The organism is Testudinibacter sp. P80/BLE/0925, assembly GCF_053570785.1.
In genome coordinates this window covers 891549-912143 of sequence record NZ_CM131636.1, presented here as the reverse complement: position 1 = coordinate 912143, position 20595 = coordinate 891549, and the positions used below count along the sequence as shown (strand labels likewise).

The following is a 20595-nucleotide window of genomic DNA, read 5'->3' as shown; positions in this document are numbered from 1 at the left end:
ACAATTAATTTAATAAAATAGTAAAACCCATAACACAAGCAGTTATCGGGTTTGAAATATGTTGAAATATTGAGTGAACGTTATTTTTTACGACCATAAACAACAATATCTACTCGTCTATTGGGTAAATTACACTGTGTTTGGGCGGCAATATCATGCGGATAAAGCAATGCACAATCCTCAACCAGCAGCGACGTTTCTCCGTATCCGACCGCTACAATCGGCAGTGCTACCGCATATTCAGTCAGGATATTACTAATTGATTTAGCCCGTTTTTCAGATAAAAGTTGATTATAATCAGCACGTCCTCTCGGATCGGCATGACCGCTGACTACAATTTGCCCGATATCCTTCGGATCCATTGCGTTTATTTTTTCGGCGAATCGGCGGATATTCTGCTGACCGTCGATCAGCACTTTGTCATAAGCATATTGATTCAATGGAAAAGTGATTTCGGCATTCACTGACGTTGCCGCCAAAATATAGCTATCATCTTGACAGCGCGAGGCCGGCACTCTGGATAATGTTTGGCTTTGCATATTTAAGGCGGATAAGTCTTTCAGTGCAGTTTCCGTTGCAACGAATTCAAAACGTGGCAAACCACTTTTGGAATTTTTAATTTTTATATAAGTGACTTGTTGACTAGGCGAAGCAAATTTAAACCCTTCGGTTCTATTGCCTGCCATTGTATCGCTGCTGAATGAGGCGCTGACTAAGTGTGGTTCGGCACACAATAAGATCGCGCTGAAACCGTTTTCCAGCAGTGAGGTTTGATAGTTTCCGTCGATATAAATATTAATCGCCGGTCCGTTTAATTGCTGCTGTCGATAGAAAACAAGCTGTGTTTGTCCGAGTGGAATATCTTGGGTATTAATATCAACAGATTGATAATTTTCCCATTGTTCCAATGCATGGAGAGGAGGTGAAGATGAATCGGATAAGGAGGTTAAATCAGAAGGCGAAGTCGAACAGGCGCTCAACCCGAATAAAACAAGGCTCAGTGCAAACAGGCGTATTACGGCAATTGATCTCCAACCAATAAACAGGCTGCGCGAGGCTGCGCGAGGCTGCGCGAGGCTGCGCGAGGCTGCGCGAGGCTGCGCGAGGCTGCGCGAGGCTGCGCGAGGCTGCGCGAGGCTGCGCGAGGCTGCGCGAGGCTGCGCGAGGCTGCGCGAGTATTATAATGATTTTGTAGCATATATCCTCTTAATTTTGTTTATATTTAACATCTTAATTAATTAAAAAATAATTTAAATATACCTTAATAACTTTGAATCTTGCTTAACGTCTGCTGATAATATCATTTGTAAAATGCGTGTCAATCAAACTTACAGTTAAAACTTACCTCAACTTTAAAAAACGATAAACCCAATCAATAAATCACTTGATTAGGATCTTTTTGTAAACATAAAAAGTGAAATTATCTGCAAAATAACTGCTCATTTAATAAGAATTGCACAAAAAAGACCATTATTTTATAAACATATAAATTTTTAAGAAAAAGACGCTAAGTTAAGCTGAATCTTCCGACAGTGATTTGATTATTAGTAACGCAAGTTGACAAATTTTGTTGTTTTCAGTGCAGCCATACTTTGCTTAACTATGTATACACGACTTTCCAACATGCATTGTCAGCAAAGCAACAACTAATTACAGTGACATTATCTAAAAACATTACATTACTCTCGATAATCTTCTTCAAGAAGTCGAAGTAACGCACATTGAAAATAGGAGAGATAGAATGAAATATATTGAGAGCGCTAAATTAGCTCGATAACTATAATATTAGAAAGTTTCGGTGAATAATAATCGAAAGCCGATTGTGCCACTGTGAATGATTTGACATTTGGTTTTCAAATACTTCAATTAACCATTTAACTTTTTGGAAACAAATTAAAAAATACGCTTCTTCCGCTCAACAGCCACCACTTGCGCTACGTTATATTCGATAAAACAAAACCGGACGTTGAACTGCCAAATACTCATGCCGTACAGCCGTTCGCCGCTTTGTTGCTGTTGGTAGGCTGGGCGCGGATCTTGCTGAATCAGCTCGCGGATAAAACGTTGCAGGTTCGGATAGCGAGGCGTGTACTGCTGAATTTGTTGCAATACTTCGGACAGAAACCGCACTTCGATCGCGCTTGTCGGTTTTTGTTGGGCAAAACCGCTACGCGCATCGGCTTGACTGTCAGCATAAGCAAGATAAGGTTTAATATCAAAAATCGGAGTGTGATTGACGAGATCAATACTGCCGACCTGCAACCGCACTTTGCCTTGGCTGAGATCGATCGCTTTCAATTCCACTTTCGACAGCCCCAACGGATTGGGGCGGTGGGTGGCGCGCGAGGCGAAAACGCCGACCCGTTGATTGCCGCCCAAGCGCGGTGGGCGCACCGTCGGCTGCCACTTGTTTGCGGCAATACGATCAAACTGAAAGATCAGCCACAGATGGCTAAATTGTTCCAAACCGCGCACCGCCTCCGCCTGATTATACGGCGGCAGTAATTCAATCACGCCTTGTCCGTCTTGCACCAAATCCGGTTGGCGCGGCACGGAAAATTTTTCATTATAGGGGGTATGCGCCACCGCAACCGGTTGCAGGGTGAGCGGAGCAAAACAAAATTCAGATGACATTTTTCAGATTCTCGATAAAAAGCGGCAAAATACCTTGTCAAATCAAAACAAGCCGGATATTTTCGCCTATAATAGCACCCAAATCAGTCAAGTGCGGTATAAACCGCTTTTATTATTATCAGGGAATATGAACAAAACCGTTTTTAGAATGTGGCTGGAAACCGCCCGCCCGAAAACCTTGCCGTTAGCGTTGGCGTCGATTGTCACCGGCTCTGCTTTAGCCGCATCCAGTGGCGTCTTTAGCTGGGCAATTACGTTGTTGTCAATTCTGACCGCACTTTTATTGCAAGTGGTATCGAATTTTGCCAACGATTACGGCGATCACCTCAAAGGCTCGGACACCGCCGAGCGTATCGGACCGCTGCGCGGCATTCAGCATGGCGTGATCACGCCAAAACAACTGCGCAACGGACTGATTATCACGATTATTGCCAGTTTGTGTTCGGGTTTGGCATTGATTCTGGTGGCAACCGAAAGTTGGCAGGATCTGCTGGCGTTTTTGCTGTTGGGCGTGTTGGCGGTGATTGCCTCGATTACTTACACCATCGGACGCAAACCTTACGGTTATATCGGTTTGGGCGATATTTCGGTGCTGATGTTTTTCGGTTGGCTCGGGGTCGGCGGCACTTATTATTTGCAAGCGCACCAGATCAACTTTCCAATCTTAATGGTGGCAACCGCCTGCGGGCTATTGGCAACCGCCGTGTTAAATATCAATAATTTACGCGATATTGAACAAGATCGCAAAGCCGGTAAAAACACGCTGGCGGTGCGCTTGGGCGACAAACCGGCAAAAATTTATCACAGCGTGCTAATCGTGGCGGCGATTCTGCTCTATCTTGCCTTCGGCTTATTATATTTTCCACATTGGTCGGGTTGGCTGGCGGCGGCGGCATTTCCTTTACTGCTCAAACACGCTTGGTCGGTGCTACGTGCCAACGACCCGAAACAACTGCGCCCGATGTTGGCACAAATGGCAATGTTGGCGCTGTTAACCAACCTGCTGTTCAGCCTTGGCTTATTACTTGGGTTTTATTGGTAATTTGTTTGTTTACTGTTTATACTAGCCGCAACGGATTTTTCATCAATTAAGGATACCCTCATGCGTATTGATACCTCTGAGTTGTGTGATATTTATCAAGATCAAATCGACGTGGTCGAACCGATTTTTTCCAGTTTTGGCGGGCGCAGTGCGTTTAGCGGTAAAATCACCACTGTCAAATGTTTCGAAAGTAACGGCTTGATCGAAGAAGTATTGGAAGAAGACGGCTTGGGGCGGGTGCTGTTGATTGACGGCGGCGGTTCGGTGCGCCGTGCTTTGATTGATTCCGATTTAGCGCAACTGGCGGTTGATAATGATTGGGAAGGGATTATTGTCTACGGCGCGGTGCGCCAATTGGATATTCTGGAAAGTCTGGATATCGGCATTCATGCGTTGGCGCCGATTCCGGTCTCCGCCGACGATAAAACCATCGGCGAAACCGAGGTGCCGGTGAATTTCGGCGGCGTGTCGTTCTTGCCGGAAGATTATGTCTATGCCGATCTGACCGGGATTATCCTTTCGCCTGAACCACTGGAACTCAACAACCGAGAGGATGACAATTTTAACGATTAACCGCTTGTTCCCTCTGTGACTATCAGCCCGAGCTAATCAAATCAGCCCGGGCTTTTTATTGCCCGATAGGGTGTTCCGTGATTATTTTCTGTTTGAGGTCACATTTTTGACAATTATTTATTTCATTTAGTTAATAAAATCGTAACAGCCTGTTATATTGATAACATTACACTAAATAAGTGTATTCTCCTTCTGGTTGTATTAAAATTAAGGAAACCACGATGATCGATAAAAAAATAAACAAACCGGAGCCGCTACAAAGTGGCATTGAAGATCGCGAATTAAGACGCGGCGGTATCATTTTTCTAGCCAATATTATCCTCTTTTTCCTGCTGCTCAATTTTCTGCCGTTCAATATGAATGAAAATAAGGGGCTGGCATTACTGGTGTTTATCGGTATTCTTTGGTTGACTGAAGCCGTTCATGTGACCGTGACCGCACTTTTGGTACCGATTATGGCAATTGCGCTTGGTTTGGTCACCACCAGCACTGCTTTGGCAACGTTTGCCAACCCGACGATTTTCTTGTTCTTCGGCGGTTTCGCCCTGGCGACCGCACTGCACATTCAGGGCTTGGATAAAATCATCGCCAATAAAATCATGAATTTAGCCAGAGGAAAACTGTTCCTTGCGGTGATTTACCTGTTCACGACCACCGCATTCCTCTCGATGTGGATGAGTAACACCGCCACCGCAGCGATGATGTTGCCGTTGGCGATGGGAATTCTGAGCAAGATGGATAAAAATTCCGATCACAACACCTATGTGTTCGTATTACTCGGGATTGCCTACAGCGCCAGTATCGGCGGGATGGGCACGGTGGTCGGCAGCCCGCCGAATGCGATTGTTGCCTCACAACTTAACATCAGTTTTGCCCAATGGATGTCATACGGGCTGCCGGTGATGATTTTAATGATGCCGTTAATGATCGGTGCATTGTATCTCACCTTCAAACCAAAATTGACCGCCACCTTTGAAAAAACCTTCGAAGAACAAAGCCTGCACCGCAAACAGTATGTCGCATTGGCAATCTTTGTGGTGATTGCCTTATGCTGGGTATTTAGCGGACAAATCAATCCGTTACTCTCCTCATTATTCGGCTTGGAAAAGAATATGGCTAGCTTCGACAGCATTATTGCCCTGATTGCAGCCGTTGCTATCTGTATCAGCCGAGTCGCCGCTTGGGAAGATATCCAGAAAAATACCGACTGGGGCGTGTTGATGTTATTCGGCGGCGGTTTGACCCTAAGTGCGGTACTGCGTGATTCCGGCGCCAGTAAAATCTTGGCGGATATGGTGGTTGCCGCGATTGAGGGAGGACACTTCTATATTATCGGTCTGGTGGTTGCCGCCTTTATTATTTTCCTGACCGAGTTCACCTCCAACACTGCCAGTGCGGCATTGTTAGTGCCGATCTTCATCAGGATTGCCGAAACCTTGGGTATGCCGCCGCTAGGCTTATCACTGATTATCGGTTTGGGTGCCTCTTGCGCCTTTATGTTGCCGGTCGCCACCCCGCCGAATGCAATTGTGTTCGGTACCGGGCAAATCAAACAAAGCGAAATGATACGCGCCGGTGTCCGGTTGAATATCGTCTCGGTATTCATAATTGGCACAATAGCTTACCTGTTCTGGTTTCACTAAACCTTGAATAATTGGTTGAACTGATAAAAAATACCGGCAGTGGCCGGTATTTTTTTATCTAGCTCGATTGTCATCTCAGCGGATTCAACGCATTAATCAGCCGAATCCGGCTGTAATCGGCTAAGTCCGCTAAGCGGATATCCCGTGTCTGAATTTTGCCTTCTGCCAAGAGTTTCGCCCGTTGCGTGCCGTGCAGCAACGGTTGCGCGGGGGTATACCACATACCGTTTTGCAACAACACTAAATTGCCGATGGAACAGTCGGTTATCAAGCCGTGCTTAATAATCATGATTTCGTCGCACTCGCCCCGTTGTGCATACAGCTGATCCAGCAAAGTGCGGTCACTAAATTTGAATTCATAGTCAATGTGATCGCACATCACCGGCTGAAAGGTGCGGAATTCACGCCGCTGATAGGCAAAAAACCGCACTTGCTGTTCAGTCGCGTTGTAATCGATACGGCAACGGACTAAACCGTGCTGAAATTCACGTGGGACTTGAATGGCGGCTAAATCCAACATTTGCGTGGTCTGTTGCCGATAATATGTCGCTAACGCCTGTTGATAACGCCGTTGATGATACGCCAAATTTTGCAGTTCGCCGTCTTGCACCGCGATGGTTTCAATGAGCGGCAACATTAGGCAACCTTATGTTTCGTAATCGGGATATACACTTTTTGCAACAACTCCTGATACTCCTCTTCCAACCGGCTTTGGGTGGTAATGCCGCCGCCACTGCGGAACAGCAAGCCGTTTTCCGTCTGTTCAAGGTAGCGGATCAAAACCGCACTTTGCAGATTTTCCCCGTCAAACACGCCGAAAATACCGCTGTAATAACCCCGTTCACCTAATTCGGCTTGGCGGATAATATCAATCGTTTTCTCTTTCGGCGCGCCGCTGATCGAACCGGCGGGCAGCAGTTTTGCCACGATTGTGCCAATCTCGTCTTGCCAGTTGTGGCGCAAATTGCCGCAAATTTCCGAGCTTGTTTGCAAAATCGTGCCTCGCTCAGTATGCAGTTTTTCTACATAACGAAAACGGCTGACTTCAATCCGCTGCGCCACCAATGCCAAATCATTACGGATTAAATCGACAATCGTATTATGCTCCGCCAGCTCTTTTTCGGAATTGAGCAACTGCCGTTCGGCCTCGGGCAAGGCGGCGTCAATCGTGCCTTTCATCGGGTAAGAATAGATTTTATCGGCGTGGGTGCTGACAAAGGACTCCGGCGAAAAACAGACAAAGTGCGGTTCAAACAGCAATTTAAAGCGTGCACGACTGAATTGGAAAATTTGGCGCAGGTTGTAATTGCATTCCAGCGCGGTCGGATAGGTTAAATTCAGCAAATAAGTGTTGCCCGCCTGTAGCTGCTGCCGAACCAAATCAAACCCTTGTCGATAACGCGCGATAGCGATCGGGGTCGTCTGAATCTGCAGCGGCTGTTGTGGCGCTGGCAGCTGCCAATCACGGTTGCTCTGCCCCTCAATCTCAAAATAGAGACCGTGCCGTTTGGCTTCGGCTAGCGGCACGATCAGCGGTTTTTGCTGTTCAAAATCAATCAGAAACAGAAAAGGTTCACGCTGTTTGCCGAAGGCGTTGGCTTGTTCAATCCAATGTTTCACGCGGATTTTCCTATTGGCGTCAACAGCAAGTGCGGCAGACCGCACTTTAACAACAGCTGTGCGGTTTCATAAATCGGCAAGCCCATAATGCCGCTGAAACTGCCGCTGATATGGCGGATAAACAGGCTGCCGAAACCTTGAATCGCAAACGCCCCGGCTTTGTCCATCGGTTCGCCGCTGGCGATATAGGCTTGGATTTCCTGCTCGCTCAGTTCGGCAAAAGTCACGTCATTGGTTTGCAGCACGCTGTGGCTTTCGCCTTGAAAGTAAACACACACGGCGGTCAGCACTTGATGGGTGGTGCCGGACAGCAAACGTAAAATCTCGGCGGCGTGGGCGGCGGATTCCGGTTTGCCTAAAATATGCTGTTCAAAGGCGACAGTGGTGTCGGCGGTCAACAACGGAAATTCCGGCTCACGCGCCAACACTTGGCGCGCGCGTTGATTTTTCTGCTCCGCCATGCGCAACGCATACTCCTGCGCACGCTCGCCCGGCAGTGGCGTTTCGTCGATTTCCGCCTCGACTTTGATTAAATTTAAACCCAACTCTTGCAACAACTGCCAACGGCGCGGGCTGCCGGAGGCTAAATAGAGGCTGTTCTGCATTATTTTCACACTCAGAAAACGAAAAGTACCTTATTTTGCTTTATAATTTCCAGACTGAAAAGCACAAATATCAACAGACCCTAAAAAGCCTATTTAAAGAAGCGTTAAATATGATCGAACTCACTCAAAACCAATGGTTGTTACTTTGCGCGCTGCTGACCGCACTTTGCCTGATTCTGTTTTTTATCGGCGCACGGCGCAAGCGCGACAGCCAAGAATTGCAACAGGATTTAAATAAAAACATTGCCGATTTCAATCAGTTATTAGAAAAGTACGAAAACGTACAACAACAACGCGAAGCCCTGCAACAACAGGCGGTTCAGGCGCAAACCCGCGCCGAGGGCTTACAAGATCGGTTGGTGGAACGTGATGAAAAACTGGTTTATCTGCAAAAAGCGCTGGACGAAGAACAGCAGCGCAACGAGACGGTGAATTGCCATATCACCGAACTGAAAGAGCGGTTCGGCAGCGCGTCGGCGCAAGCCAACAGCCTGCAACAGCAGCTGCAACACAGTCAAAGTGCGGTGGAGCAACGCGAACAACAGTTGCAACAAAACCGCGCGCAACTGACCGGGTTAATCCAAGAATTAACCGAGCTAAAAACCTCGTTATCGGAAAAAGAGAAAAATTTTGCCGAGCAGCAACAGAATTTTGCCCAAACCAAACAACAACTCAGCAGCGAATTTCAAAACCTTGCCAACCGCATTTTGGAAGAGAAAAGCCAGGCTTTCCGCCAAAGCAACCAACTGTCTCTCGACAGCCTGCTGAAGCCGTTCCGCGAGCAGATCGAGGGTTTCCAAAAGCGGATCAATGAGGTGCATTCCGAAGCGATTAAAGGCAACACCGCCTTGGAAAGCGAAATCAAAAAAGTGCTGGAAATCGGCTTATCAATGTCGCAGGAAGCGAACAACCTGACTTCCGCGCTGAAAGGCAGCAAAAAAACCGCCGGCAACTGGGGCGAAATGCAACTGGAGCGTAGTTTGCAACTTGCCGGATTAATCTCCGGCGACCATTACAGTGCGCAAGAATCATTTCAAGACAGCGACGGCAAACGCCGCCAGCCGGATTTCATCGTCAAGTTGCCGGACGATAAACATTTGATTATCGACAGTAAAGTCTCGTTGCTCGATTATGAAAGTGCGGTCAGCGCCGAAGATGAAGCGCAGCAACAGCACCATTTAAGCGAACACGTCAAGGCGATTCGCAACCATATCAATGAGTTATCCAATAAAGATTACAGCAACCTAATCGGCATGCGCAGCCCGAATTTCGTGCTGATGTTTATCCCGATTGAACCGGCGTATATCGAAGCGATGAAACGCGACCGCACCTTGTTTAACGATGCCTATAATAAAAATGTGATTTTGGTGTCGCACACCACCTTAATGCCGATTTTGCGCACCGTGTCGAATTTGTGGCGGCTTGAACGCGGCAACAGCGAAGCGCGCGAAATCAGCGAACGCGCCGGCGAACTGTATAATCAAGTCAGCCTGCTCGCCGAGCGCCTGCAAAAACTGGGCGGCTCGCTCACCGCCGCCAATAACCACTACAACAACACCGTCACCGCACTGGTCGGCAATCAAGGTTTATACGGCAAAGTGGAGCGTTTCAAAACCCTGTCGGCAAAAGTGACCAAAACCTTGCCGGAAGTGGAAGTATTACAAACCAATATTGAAACGGATCGGTTGGTGGTGTTGGTTGAGGAGCGAGAGTAGCAAGTGCGGTTAAACCGCACTTTGATACTTACACTGTCGGCACACCGGAATGGAACTTAAATTCGTCGTCCGGCGAACGGATTAATTCCGCTTCCACTTGTGCGAAATGCGCCACCCGTGCGCTGATGTCTTGCCCGGCGATCTGTTCGGCTAATGTCAGGTAGTCTTGGTAATGGCGCGCTTCCGAACGCAGCAGCGAAATATAAAATTTCTCTAATTTTTCATCCAAATAGGGCGCAAGTTTGGCGAAACGCTCGCAAGAACGGGCTTCGATAAATGCACCGATAATCAGTTTATCCACCAACGTATGCGGTTCATGATTTATCACCTCGCGCATTAAGCCTTTGGCATAACGTCCGGCGCTGATGTTTGTCAGCTCAATCCCGCGTTGTTCGATAATTTCCAGCACTTGATAAAAATGGTGCAGTTCCTCTTTAATCAGCAACACCATTTTGTCGATAATCTCCGCTGCATACGGTTGCTCGCTGCGCGGTTCGATTTTTTTGCTGATTTGGCTTTTGCCTTTCAAGCTGTTGAGATCACCGATTTTGCGGTAAGCGAAATCTTCGTAAGGCTTCATCCATTGCAACAGGTTTTGATTGCTTTCGCTGTCGGCGGCGTATTTACGCAACAGAAACATCGCCGATTGTGCCGCTTTCAGCTCGCACATCATATGATCTTGCAGGATTACACTGAGATTTTGCGGCTTTTTGGCTTCGTTGATCCATGCGTCAGGGGTTTCGCATTGAAGAAATTGGTGAATCGGGGCTAGCAGTTGTCGGTACATGGTACATTTTGCCTTATAAATCTAAAACTTCCCTCCCTCCGCGCGCGGAGGGAGGTGTCCGAAGGGCGGAGGGAGGGAAGAGTCAATAATTAATGGGTTTTCAGCAAATTCCAATATTTCTCATAAAGATCAATTGCGTCGCCCACATCGGCTTGCAGCACGCCGTTTGCAATTTCACTTTTCGGTGGGAACAAGGTCGGGTTGTTGGCATCGGCTTCGTCCAATAAGGCTTTTACACCGTTATTCGGCATTGAGAAGCCCATGCTTTCAATCACCACTTTGGCGCTTTCCGGACGCAACATAAAATCAATAAATTGATAGGCGGCATCACTGTTTTTCGCACCTTTCGGAATCGCATAGTTGTCCATCCAGAAAATTGCCCCTTCTTTTGGATAAACAAAGCGGATATCCGGATTTTCCTGCTCGGCGCGGAATGCGGAACCGTTCCAAATCATGCCGATATCCACTTCGCCCTGCAAATACGGCACTTCCGGCGAATCGGAATTAAACGCCACCACATTCGGCATTAGACTTTTCAGCAATTCATACGCCTGTTTTATTTCGTTTTCATCGCTAGTGTTCGGCGAATAACCCAATAATAACAAGGCAAAATGGAATACTTCGCGCGAATCGGCGGTCAGCAACACTTTGCCTTTATATTCCGGACGCCATAAATCTTGCCAACTGCTGACCGCACTTGGGTCAATATCGGCGGCATTCACGCCGATACCGGTCAGGCCATACACATACGGCAGCGAATATACATTATTCGGGTCAAACGGTTTATCCAACAACTCTGCGCTGATGTTAGTTAAGTTGTTGATTTTACTTTTATCCAACGGCTGCAACATACCTTCTTGCGCCATTTTACCGATGTAGTAACTGGACGGAAACACCAAATCGTAGCCGCTGTCTTTGGTCAGCTTCATTTTGGAATACATTTCCTCGTTGCTTTCAAAGGTCGAATAAATCACTTCGATCCCGGTTTCTTTGGTGAAATCCGCCAATAATTTTGACGGAATATATTCGGTCCAGTTGTAAACATACAGTTTCTGTGCGAAAGCCGACGCACTGAAAAACGTCAGTGCGCCAAGCAGCAACGGTTTCAGCATACGGCTGGCAAATAATCTTTTCAATTTTCAATCCTCCGACGCCTTAACGGACAAGGCAGTATACAAGTGCGGTTAAAAGTGACACATTAGCAGGCGCAGCCAGTATAGCAAGACGAACCGGCTTTTTCTAACCGATTTTGTCGCCGACCGCCGTCCAAAGCGAATAATTAACATTTTATCCTGACAAAGTAAGAAGATTCCATATAAAATACCAGACAATACAATCACAACTGAATTTTATTTCTGAAAATAAGAAAATAGCCTATAATTCGCCTATTTTTAAATTTAAGGCTGAACGATATGTTATCTCGTAAAGATATTGCCGTTTTGGGCATGATGATTTTTTCGCTGTTTTTAGGCGCCGGCAATATTATTTTTCCGCCGATGGAAGGCTATCAAGCCGGCACGTACTGGCTATGGGCGGCACTCGGTTTTATCCTTACCGGCGTGATCATGCCGTTTATTACGCTGCTAGTGGTGTCGGTGAAAGGACGCGGTGAAGAGTTGTCGCGCGATCTGCCGCAATGGCTGGAAGTGGCGTTTTGGTCGATTTTATATCTGGTGATCGGCTCGACTTTCGCCATGCCGCGGATTACCAATGTCGCCTATGAAATGGCGTGGCAACCGCTCAACCTGTTTAACGGCGGCTATTCGCATATTCTGTTTGCGATTGTTTTTAATCTGATTGCGCTGTTTTTTATGCTCGGGCGCAGCACCATGATTTCCAGTATCGGCAAATTTATGGCACCGTTATTATTGCTGTTGCTGGCGGCAGTCGGCTTTGCGGTGATGACCAATCCTTTATCCGATATTATTTCGCCTAGCCATGCCTATGCTGACAATGCGGCGGTGGCAACCGGCTTGGTCAGCGGCTACCAAACCATGGACGTGCTGTCGGCGATGGCATTCGGCGGTATTGTGGCGCGCGCCTTGGCGGTGAAAGGGGTGGCGCAAAAAAGTGCGGTATTGAAATACGCCCTCAGTGCCGGTGTTGTGTCGGTGGTACTGCTGGCGGCGCTGTATCTGTGCCTGTTCTATTTGGGCGCAACCAGCGCCCCGGTGGCGCAGCACGCCAGCAACGGCGGACAGATTTTTTCCGCCTATGTCAACCAACTGTTCGGCAAAAGCGGTTTATTAATGATGAGCGCGATCGTGTTATTGGCAAGTTTGACCACCTTAGTCGGCGTCACCAGCGCTTGCGCCGACTATTTTTCCCAATTCCACCACCGTTTAAATTACAAATTTTTCGTCATTTTATTCAGTATCGCCACCACCGTCATCGCCGAAGCCGGCTTAACCACCCTGTTGCGGGTGACCATTCCGGCATTACTGTTGATCTATCCGATGGCGATCATGCTAGTGGCGCTACAACTGCTACGACCGCACTTGCCGAATGCCCGCTTGAGTTACCGCTCGACGATTGCCGTGGTGTTACTGTTCAGTCTCGGCGACAGCCTGAATAATCTCGGTTGGCTGCCCGCAGAAATCGATCGCTTACTCAACCACATACCGTTTTATCACCTCGGCTTAAGCTGGGCTGTACCGGCGTTAATCGCGTTGGGGTTGAGTGTGGTATTGGGACGCAAATAACAAAAAATCCCTTTCGCGCTCACGAAAGGGATTGATTGCTTAACCGAAAAAAGTCAAAGTGCGGTTTGATTAACCGGCAACGGCGATTTTTTTCATGTCGGTCATGTAACCGCGCAACTCTTGACCGATGTATTCGATCGGGTGGTTGCGGATGGCGTCATTGACATCACGCAGGGTCACGTTGTCGATTTCAACCGTAGGCGTCGCTTCGCCTAAATCGCCGCGTTGCAGGGTCGGAATGATTTTTTCGCGTAAAATCGGGGTGGCGACGTTGGCGAACAGGTAGTTCCCGTATTCGGCGGTGTCGGAAATCACCACGTTCATTTCGTATAAACGTTTGCGCGCGATGGTGTTGGCGATCAACGGCAATTCGTGCAGCGATTCGTAGTAGGCGGATTCTTCGTAGATACCGCTGGCGACCATGGTATCGAACGCCAATTCAACCCCGGCTTTGACCATTGCCACCATCACCACGCCGTTATCAAAGAATTCTTGTTCGGAGATTTTGATCCCGTCGGCTTTCGGTGCATTTTCGAACGCGGTTTTGCCGGTTTGTTCACGCCAAGTCAGCAAGTTTACGTCGTTATTCGCCCAGTCCGCCATCATGGTTGCCGAGAATTCGCCGCTGATGATGTCGTCCATGTGTTTTTCAAACAGGAACGCCAATTCGTCTTTGATTTGCTCGGACAACTCGAACGCACGCAGTTTGGCGGAGTTGGACAAACGATCCATCATCAGCGTGATCCCGCCTTGTTTTAAGGCTTCGGTGATGGTTTCCCAACCGTATTGGATTAATTTGCCCGCATATGCCGGATCTTTGCCGTCGGCGATTAATTTGTCGTAGCACACGATTGAACCGGCTTGCAACATCCCGCACAGGATGGTTTGTTCGCCCATTAAGTCGGATTTCACTTCGGCGACGAAAGAGGACGCCAAACAACCGGCACGATGACCGCCGGTCGCCGCCGCCCACGCTTTGGCAATCGCCCAACCTTCGTCTTGCGGATCATTTTCAGGGTGCACCGCAATCAAAGTCGGCACGCCGAAACCGCGTTTGTACTCTTCACGCACTTCCGTCCCCGGGCATTTCGGCGCCACCATCACCACCGTGATGTCTTTGCGGATTTGCTCGCCCACTTCGACGATATTCAAGCCGTGCGAATAGCCCAATGCCGCCCCTTGTTTCATCAACGGCATAACCGCTTGCACCACCGCCGAGTGTTGTTTGTCCGGGGTTAAGTTGATGACTAAATCCGCCGTCGGGATCAGCTCTTCATAAGTGCCGACTTTAAAGCCGTTCTCGCTGGCGCGGGTGAATGAGGCGCGTTTTTCCGCAATCGCTTCTTTACGCAACGCATAGCTCACGTCTAAGCCGGAATCACGCATATTCAAACCTTGGTTTAAACCTTGCGCGCCGCAGCCGACGATCACGATTTTTTTACCTTTCAGGTAATTCGCTTCATCGGCAAATTCTTCGCGCGCCATAAAACGGCATTGCCCCAATTGCGCTAACTGCTGACGCAGGTTCAAGGTGTTAAAATAGTTCGACATAGTCTTTTTCCTTATTTATCGGTTGAAAAAGTGTCCGAAGTGGACAAGTGAGGGCAGTATAGACTAAAATCCTGATTGCGAAAATTGATATTATTACAATCTATAATTGCATTTTGTGCAATGATTTGCGCAGAGATAGGAGGAGATGATGAAAGAAATCCAATTTTTAATTTACGACAACGGCGAACACACTGAAGTCTTGGTGCAAGATGAAACCCTGTGGGCAACACAAAAAAGCATTGCCCAGCTGTTTGGGGTGGCAAAATCAACGGTGAGCGAACACCTAAAAAATATCTTTGACGGTGGTGAGCTTGAACACAGTTCAGTTGTTCGGAAAACCCGAACAACTGCCGCTGATGGAAAAAACTACCTGACGACATTTTATAGTCTTGATGCCATTATCTCTGTCGGCTACCGAGTCAATTCCAACAAAGCCACCAAATTCCGTATTTGGGCAACGGAGATTTTGAAATCCTATATCCAAAAAGGCTTTATCGTTGATGTCGAGCGCATGAAACACGGTGAAAATGCCTTCGGTAAAGACTATTTCCGCGAATTGCTGGAAACCGTCCGCTCAATCCGCGCCAGTGAGCAACGGATTTGGAAGCAACTGACTGATATTTTCGCCGAAATTTCCTATGATTATGATAAAAATTCAACTATCACCCAACAATTTTATGCCACTGTACAAAATAAATTTCATTATTCCATTACCGGACAGACCGCTGCGGAAATTGTGTATCACCACGCCAATCAACACAAAAAACACATGGGGCTGACGACGTGGAAAAATGCCCCCGACGGGCGAATTTTACAATCTGATGTGGTGGTGGCAAAAAATTATCTTTCCGATCAGGAAATTAAAAAACTGGAACGCAATGTATCGGCATATTTCGATTATGTGGAACGGCTGTTAGAAGATGAACATTTATTGGCAATGCAGGATTTTGCCAAAAGCATTGATGATTTTTTGAGTTTCAATCGTTATGAGATTTTACAAGATAACGGCAAAATCAGCCACAAACAAGCCACGCAAAAAGCCGTTGAAGAATATCGTGCATTTAACCGACAGCAAAAGATTACGTCGGATTTCGATCGATTTATCAAACAATTGGATAAACAATAAGCCCTAGCTGAGATAATAGAAAACAAAAGTGCGGTCAGATGAATTTTCAAGAGATAAAACTGTTTTTGGATTTGGTGGAAAAGCGCAATTTCAACCAAACTGCTATGCAAAACCATATGAGCCCGTCCACCTTGTCGCGCCAAATTCAAAAAATGGAGGCGGAGCTGAAACAGCCGCTGTTTTTGCGCGATAATCGTCAGGTTCGTTTAACCGAAGCCGGTGAACTGTTTTTGCCCTATGCGCTTTCCACTTGGCAACGTTGGCAACAGATTAAAACCCAGCTACAGCCGGAGCAACAGCAACTGAGCGGCGAACTGAAACTGTATTGCTCGGTCACCGCCGCCTACAGCCACCTGCCGCCGATTTTGGAAGCCTTTCGCCGCCACTATCCAAAAGTGGAAATCAAACTCACCACCGGCGATCCGGCGAATGCGTTGGAGCAAGTGCGGTCGCAGCAGGCGGATTTGGCGTTGGTTGGCAAACCGCTGAAATTGCCGGACAATATCGATTTTCATTTTATCGATCATATCCAATTGTCGCTGATTGCGCCGCGCGTAGCTTGCCATTCCACCCGCTTATTGCAACAACGCCCGATTGATTGGGAACAGATTCCGTTTATCCTGCCGGTCGCCGGTCCGGTGCGGGAGCGGATTGATCTCTGGTTTAAGCATATGAATGTCAAACAGCCGAAAATTTACGCCTCGGTCAGCGGGCACGAGGGCATTGTGCCGATGGTGGCGCTTGGTTGCGGGGTGGCGTTGCTGCCGGATATTGTGATTAAAAACAGCCCGATGAACGGGCAGGTTTCCCATCTTGATCTGCCGCTGTCGGTCAAGCCGTTCGAGCTGGGGGTGTGCGTGCAGAAAAAACGTTTACAACAACCGTTAATCAAGGCATTTTGGGGCATTTTGTAGTACATTAAACTTACTTCTCTTCCTCCGCGTGCGGAGGGAGTACCGTTTTTCGCAAGAAAAATGGGGAGGGAGGGGCAATATGAAAATGCAACATATTACTTTTTAACATTCTTTATGCCTCCCTCCGTCCTTCGGACACCTCCCTCCGTATACGGAGGGAGGGAAATTATTAGAGAAAGAGACAAGGAGACCCAATGTTACAAGCAGTCATTTTCGATATGGACGGCATTTTGATCGACTCCGAACCAGCGTGGGAAGCGGCGAAATTCGAGGTCATGCAACGCTTATGCGGCGTGCAAATCACACAAGCCGACGCTGACGCCACCGTCGGCAAGCGGGTGGAAGATATTGCGCATAACTGGTGTAAACAATTCCATCTGCCGCAGGAAAAAGCGGCTGAGATTGCGGCGGCAATGAACAAAGCGGTGATCTATTGGATTCAACAACACGGCGAAGCACTGCCGGGCGTGCAAGGCTCGCTACAATGGCTGCAAAGCCAACGGGTTAAAGTGGCGCTTGCCTCCTCTTCCAATATGCAGGTGATTAATGCGGTGGTCGATAGCCTGCAACTGCGCGATTATTTTATTTCGCTTAATTCCGCCAACGAATTGCAATACGGTAAACCGCACCCGCAAGTGTATCTGGATACCGCGCAAAAACTCGGCGTATCGCCGTTAGACTGCTTAGCGATCGAAGATTCGGTCAATGGCGTAATTGCCGCCAAAGCGGCGCAAATGGAAGCCATCGCCATTCCGCCGCAAGCCTTGCGCGACGATCCGCGTTACACGATTGCCGACCGTCGTTTAGAGTCGCTGTTGGAGCTGCCGGCATTGTTACATGACAGAGTGGCTAAAAGTGCGGTTTAAGCTTTCGTCAATAACGTAAATCCGTTATCATCAGCCCGATTATGTTCATCTATAAGGAGATGTTATGACCCAATATGCCCTCGCCCGCACCCACAGCGGCAAGACCCTTTCGCTGACCGCCAAAATGGCGAACCGCCACGGCTTGATCGCCGGCGCAACCGGCACCGGCAAAACCATCAGCCTGCGCAAACTGGCGGAAGCCTTTAGCGACGACGGCGTGCCGGTGTTTTTGGTCGATGTCAAAGGCGATATTTCCGGCTTGGTCAAAACCGGCGAACTGCAAGGCAAAGTCGCCGAACGAATCGAACAATTTGACTTGGGCGGCGCAAGCTATTTGAGCGGCTATCCGGTCTCGTTTTGGGATGTGTTCGGCGAAAGCGGCATTCCGTTGCGCACCACCATTTCCGAAATGGGGCCGTTGCTGCTGTCGCGCTTGCTCAATCTCAACGCCACCCAAGAGGGCTTGTTGAATTTGGTGTTCCGCGTTGCCGATGATAAAGGCTTACTGCTGATTGATTTGAAAGACTTACGCGCGATGTTAAAACACGTCGCCGACAACGCCGCCACCTATCGCGTCGAATACGGCAATGTCTCCGCCGCCAGCGTCGGCGCGATTCAACGCTCGTTGCTGACTTTGGAAAACGAGGGCGCAATCAATCTGTTCGGCGAACCGGCGCTGAATTTAGACGATTGGCTGCAAACCCGTGACGGCAAAGGCGTGATCAATATTCTTAATTCAGAAAAATTGATTAATTCCACTCGCTTATACGGTGCGTTTTTATTATGGCTGATGGCAGAGCTGTTCGAGCAACTGCCGGAAGTGGGCGATCCGGAAAAGCCGAAATTTGTGATGTTCTTCGACGAAGCACACTTGCTGTTTGACGGCGCACCGACCGCACTTGTCGAAAAAGTCGAACAAGTGGTGCGCTTAATCCGTTCCAAAGGCGTGGGCGTCTATTTTGTTACGCAAAATCCGCTCGATTTGCCGGACAGCGTATTGGGGCAACTGGGCAACCGCATTCAACATGCGCTGCGTGCGTTCACCCCGCGCGATCAAAAAGCGGTCAAATCCGCCGCCGAAACGTTCCGCTCCAATCCTGAAGTGAATGTGGTCGAAGCCATTACCGCACTTGGCGTGGGCGAAGCGTTGGTGTCGTTTTTAGACGAAAAAGGGATGCCGACGCCGGTCGAAATCGCCTACATTTACCCGCCGAAAAGCCAGTTAAAACCGATCACGCTTGAAGAGCGGTCAGCTTGGGTAAAAGCCGACGATCTCTATCTGTTCTACCGCGACTATGTGGATAACGAATCGGCGTTTGAAGTGCTGACTGCCGAGCAACAAAATCTGGATGCGGTGGCGCAAAAGCAGGCAGAACAGGCGCAAGAGGAAGATAACAGTTTGGTCAACAGCCTCAGCCGCATGATCTTCGGCAGTAAAAAACGCGGCGAACAACTGACCATGACAGAACAAGTGGTGAGTAGCGTCAGTAAGAGTATCGGACGCAATATCCGCAACAAAATCACTAATCAAATTGTGCGCGGCTTATTAGGAGCGTTGAAGAAATAAATCACTACCTTAATAAATTAAGCCTTATAGATCAAATTCATTTTTAACATTCTTTATGCCTCCCTCCGTCCTACGGACACCTCCCTCCGTATACGGAGGGAGGGAAATTATTACTTTGTCATCAACCTGAGCCTTATCATAAGGCTTTTTTAGGCTGTTTTAAAAGTGCGGTCAGCCCAGTGATTTCGGATAGACCCAATCGGCTAAAATCGGTTCATGATCCGACAACGGCGTGCCGTCGGGTGTGAAGGCGGAGAGGATTTCGCTGTGCGAGCAGCGGATCTGTTTGGCGCAGAACCAATCCAGTTTTTGTTGCCGCGTTTGGCGCAAGGTGATATGCGAGTGGTGGGTGGTCACGCCGTCGGGATTGGCTTGCCAATGGTAACCAAGCTGTTCCATTGCGGCAAACAGCGGTTCGGCGCGGTGATCCAAGCCGTCGGCAAGATTGTTGCCGCTATTCAGATCGCCACCGATAATCACGGGTAAATCCGGTTTAAACTGTTGGCAGGCTTGTGTTAGGGTGCGCATTTGCTGTTCACGGTAAGTCAAATCTTGATTAACGTTGCTTTCTAAATGGGTGCTGACCACCAATAAATTCCCTTGCGAAGTCGCCACTTCTGCCAACAATGCCATGCGTCCGCCAATCCGCGCTTCACCGAAGTGATCGCCCACTTTTTGTCCGTTAAACCAATGTCCGTGATCGTCAAAACGCAACATCGCCGCTGATTTAAACGGCACTTTGCTCAGAATGGCATTGCCGTGCCAACCGTGGCGGTTGAAGTCGTCAGTTGCCAGTTTGCGTTCGATTTCACTGCCTAAATCCAACTCTAAAAATTCAACGCCGTACAGATAATACATGCCCAACTCTTTGGCTAACGCTTGGGTGGTGTGGCGTTGTTGGGTACGCGCCATGCCGTTGTCCATTTCCGATAACAGCACAATATCGGGATTATGTCGGCGCAACAAAACCGCACTTGCGCTGACATCCAAACAACGCTCCAAATTCCATGCCACAACACGAAAATGACGCGATAATTTTTGTCCTGCGCCACGATGACCGCACTCGATACTTTGCAAGCAAGGCAACTGCATATAACGCCTATGCACTTCATGATTACGCGCCGCCTGTCGGATCTCTTCAAAAACCGACTCGGGTACGCTTTCCAGTTCCGAGCATAATTGAGTAATTAACGGAATCTCCGCCCGCTCATCAAATGGTAGTGAATATGCCAGTGCCATAGCGCCTCCTT

Annotated in this window: 18 protein-coding genes; 9 read left to right on the top strand and 9 right to left on the bottom strand. The window is 48.3% G+C overall.

The annotated features are described in order from the left end of the window. Positions 1-80: 80 nt before the first annotated feature. Positions 81-908, bottom strand: coding sequence for an OmpA family protein (locus ACWA5Z_RS04355; protein ID WP_431054093.1), 828 nt, complete (start codon positions 906-908; stop codon positions 81-83). Positions 909-1893: 985 nt separating this feature from the next. Continuing rightward, positions 1894-2634, bottom strand: coding sequence for a tRNA (N6-threonylcarbamoyladenosine(37)-N6)-methyltransferase TrmO (tsaA, locus tag ACWA5Z_RS04350; protein ID WP_431054092.1), 741 nt, complete (start codon positions 2632-2634; stop codon positions 1894-1896). A 127-nt stretch (positions 2635-2761) separates the two neighbouring features. Here tsaA and ACWA5Z_RS04345 point away from each other — a divergent pair, with 127 nt between their 5' ends. From ACWA5Z_RS04345 to ACWA5Z_RS04335, 3 genes are all read left to right on the top strand, one after another. After that, positions 2762-3676: a 1,4-dihydroxy-2-naphthoate polyprenyltransferase gene (locus ACWA5Z_RS04345; RefSeq protein WP_431054091.1), complete on the top strand. Its 915-nt coding sequence runs from the start codon at positions 2762-2764 to the stop codon at positions 3674-3676. Positions 3677-3736: 60 nt separating this feature from the next. Next, positions 3737-4249 (top strand): ribonuclease E activity regulator RraA, encoded by a 513-nt coding sequence (gene rraA, locus ACWA5Z_RS04340; RefSeq protein ID WP_431054090.1) that lies wholly within the window; start codon positions 3737-3739, stop codon positions 4247-4249. Between the two features lie 221 nt (positions 4250-4470). Then, positions 4471-5892 carry a DASS family sodium-coupled anion symporter gene (locus tag ACWA5Z_RS04335; RefSeq protein ID WP_431054089.1) on the top strand — a complete coding sequence of 474 codons (1422 nt, stop codon included), beginning with the start codon at positions 4471-4473 and terminating at the stop codon, positions 5890-5892. Positions 5893-5962: 70 nt separating this feature from the next. Here ACWA5Z_RS04335 and ACWA5Z_RS04330 read toward each other — a convergent pair whose 3' ends face one another. Genes ACWA5Z_RS04330 through ACWA5Z_RS04320 form a run of 3 tightly spaced genes read right to left on the bottom strand, consistent with a single transcriptional unit; the run spans position 5963 to position 8117 of the window. Further along, positions 5963-6529 carry an aminotransferase class IV family protein gene (locus ACWA5Z_RS04330; RefSeq protein ID WP_431054088.1) on the bottom strand — a complete coding sequence of 189 codons (567 nt, stop codon included), beginning with the start codon at positions 6527-6529 and terminating at the stop codon, positions 5963-5965. Continuing rightward, positions 6529-7512 carry an aminodeoxychorismate synthase component I gene (locus ACWA5Z_RS04325; protein ID WP_431054087.1) on the bottom strand — a complete coding sequence of 328 codons (984 nt, stop codon included), beginning with the start codon at positions 7510-7512 and terminating at the stop codon, positions 6529-6531. Before ACWA5Z_RS04325 ends, ACWA5Z_RS04330 begins: the two co-directional genes overlap by 1 nt. After that, complete coding sequence (locus ACWA5Z_RS04320) at positions 7509-8117, bottom strand: Maf family protein (RefSeq protein WP_431054086.1); 609 nt, start codon at positions 8115-8117, stop codon at positions 7509-7511. The genes ACWA5Z_RS04325 and ACWA5Z_RS04320 overlap by 4 nt, the downstream gene beginning before the upstream one ends. A gap of 110 nt (positions 8118-8227) precedes the next feature. Here ACWA5Z_RS04320 and rmuC point away from each other — a divergent pair, with 110 nt between their 5' ends. After that, entirely contained in the window at positions 8228-9832 is a 1605-nt protein-coding gene (rmuC, locus tag ACWA5Z_RS04315; RefSeq protein WP_431054085.1) for a DNA recombination protein RmuC, read from the top strand. Between the two features lie 28 nt (positions 9833-9860). Here rmuC and miaE read toward each other — a convergent pair whose 3' ends face one another. Together miaE and ACWA5Z_RS04305 are read right to left on the bottom strand one after the other, a co-directional pair. After that, positions 9861-10619, bottom strand: a complete 759-nt coding sequence (miaE, locus tag ACWA5Z_RS04310; RefSeq protein ID WP_431054084.1) for a tRNA isopentenyl-2-thiomethyl-A-37 hydroxylase MiaE — start codon at positions 10617-10619, stop codon at positions 9861-9863. 89 nt (positions 10620-10708) lie between these two features. Continuing rightward, positions 10709-11755: an extracellular solute-binding protein gene (locus ACWA5Z_RS04305; protein WP_431054083.1), complete on the bottom strand. Its 1047-nt coding sequence runs from the start codon at positions 11753-11755 to the stop codon at positions 10709-10711. A gap of 276 nt (positions 11756-12031) precedes the next feature. Here ACWA5Z_RS04305 and brnQ point away from each other — a divergent pair, with 276 nt between their 5' ends. Next, positions 12032-13321 carry a branched-chain amino acid transport system II carrier protein gene (brnQ, locus tag ACWA5Z_RS04300; protein ID WP_431054082.1) on the top strand — a complete coding sequence of 430 codons (1290 nt, stop codon included), beginning with the start codon at positions 12032-12034 and terminating at the stop codon, positions 13319-13321. Positions 13322-13390: 69 nt separating this feature from the next. Here brnQ and ilvC read toward each other — a convergent pair whose 3' ends face one another. Continuing rightward, a complete protein-coding gene (gene ilvC / locus ACWA5Z_RS04295) occupies positions 13391-14872 on the bottom strand; it encodes a ketol-acid reductoisomerase (RefSeq protein ID WP_431054081.1) in 1482 nt (493 codons plus the stop codon). Between the two features lie 145 nt (positions 14873-15017). Between ilvC and rhuM the strand changes: the two genes are divergently transcribed. The 4 genes from rhuM (at position 15018) to ACWA5Z_RS04275 (ending at position 19345) form a co-directional block, all read left to right on the top strand. After that, positions 15018-15998, top strand: a complete 981-nt coding sequence (gene rhuM, locus ACWA5Z_RS04290) for a RhuM family protein (RefSeq protein WP_431054080.1) — start codon at positions 15018-15020, stop codon at positions 15996-15998. A gap of 38 nt (positions 15999-16036) precedes the next feature. Then, a complete protein-coding gene (gene ilvY, locus ACWA5Z_RS04285; protein WP_431054079.1) occupies positions 16037-16912 on the top strand; it encodes an HTH-type transcriptional activator IlvY in 876 nt (291 codons plus the stop codon). A 194-nt stretch (positions 16913-17106) separates the two neighbouring features. After that, positions 17107-17778 carry a hexitol phosphatase HxpB gene (hxpB, locus tag ACWA5Z_RS04280; protein WP_431054078.1) on the top strand — a complete coding sequence of 224 codons (672 nt, stop codon included), beginning with the start codon at positions 17107-17109 and terminating at the stop codon, positions 17776-17778. A 64-nt stretch (positions 17779-17842) separates the two neighbouring features. Then, positions 17843-19345 (top strand): helicase HerA-like domain-containing protein, encoded by a 1503-nt coding sequence (locus ACWA5Z_RS04275; protein ID WP_431054077.1) that lies wholly within the window; start codon positions 17843-17845, stop codon positions 19343-19345. 171 nt (positions 19346-19516) lie between these two features. Here ACWA5Z_RS04275 and ACWA5Z_RS04270 read toward each other — a convergent pair whose 3' ends face one another. After that, positions 19517-20584 carry an endonuclease/exonuclease/phosphatase family protein gene (locus tag ACWA5Z_RS04270; protein ID WP_431054076.1) on the bottom strand — a complete coding sequence of 356 codons (1068 nt, stop codon included), beginning with the start codon at positions 20582-20584 and terminating at the stop codon, positions 19517-19519. Positions 20585-20595 lie beyond the last annotated feature (11 nt).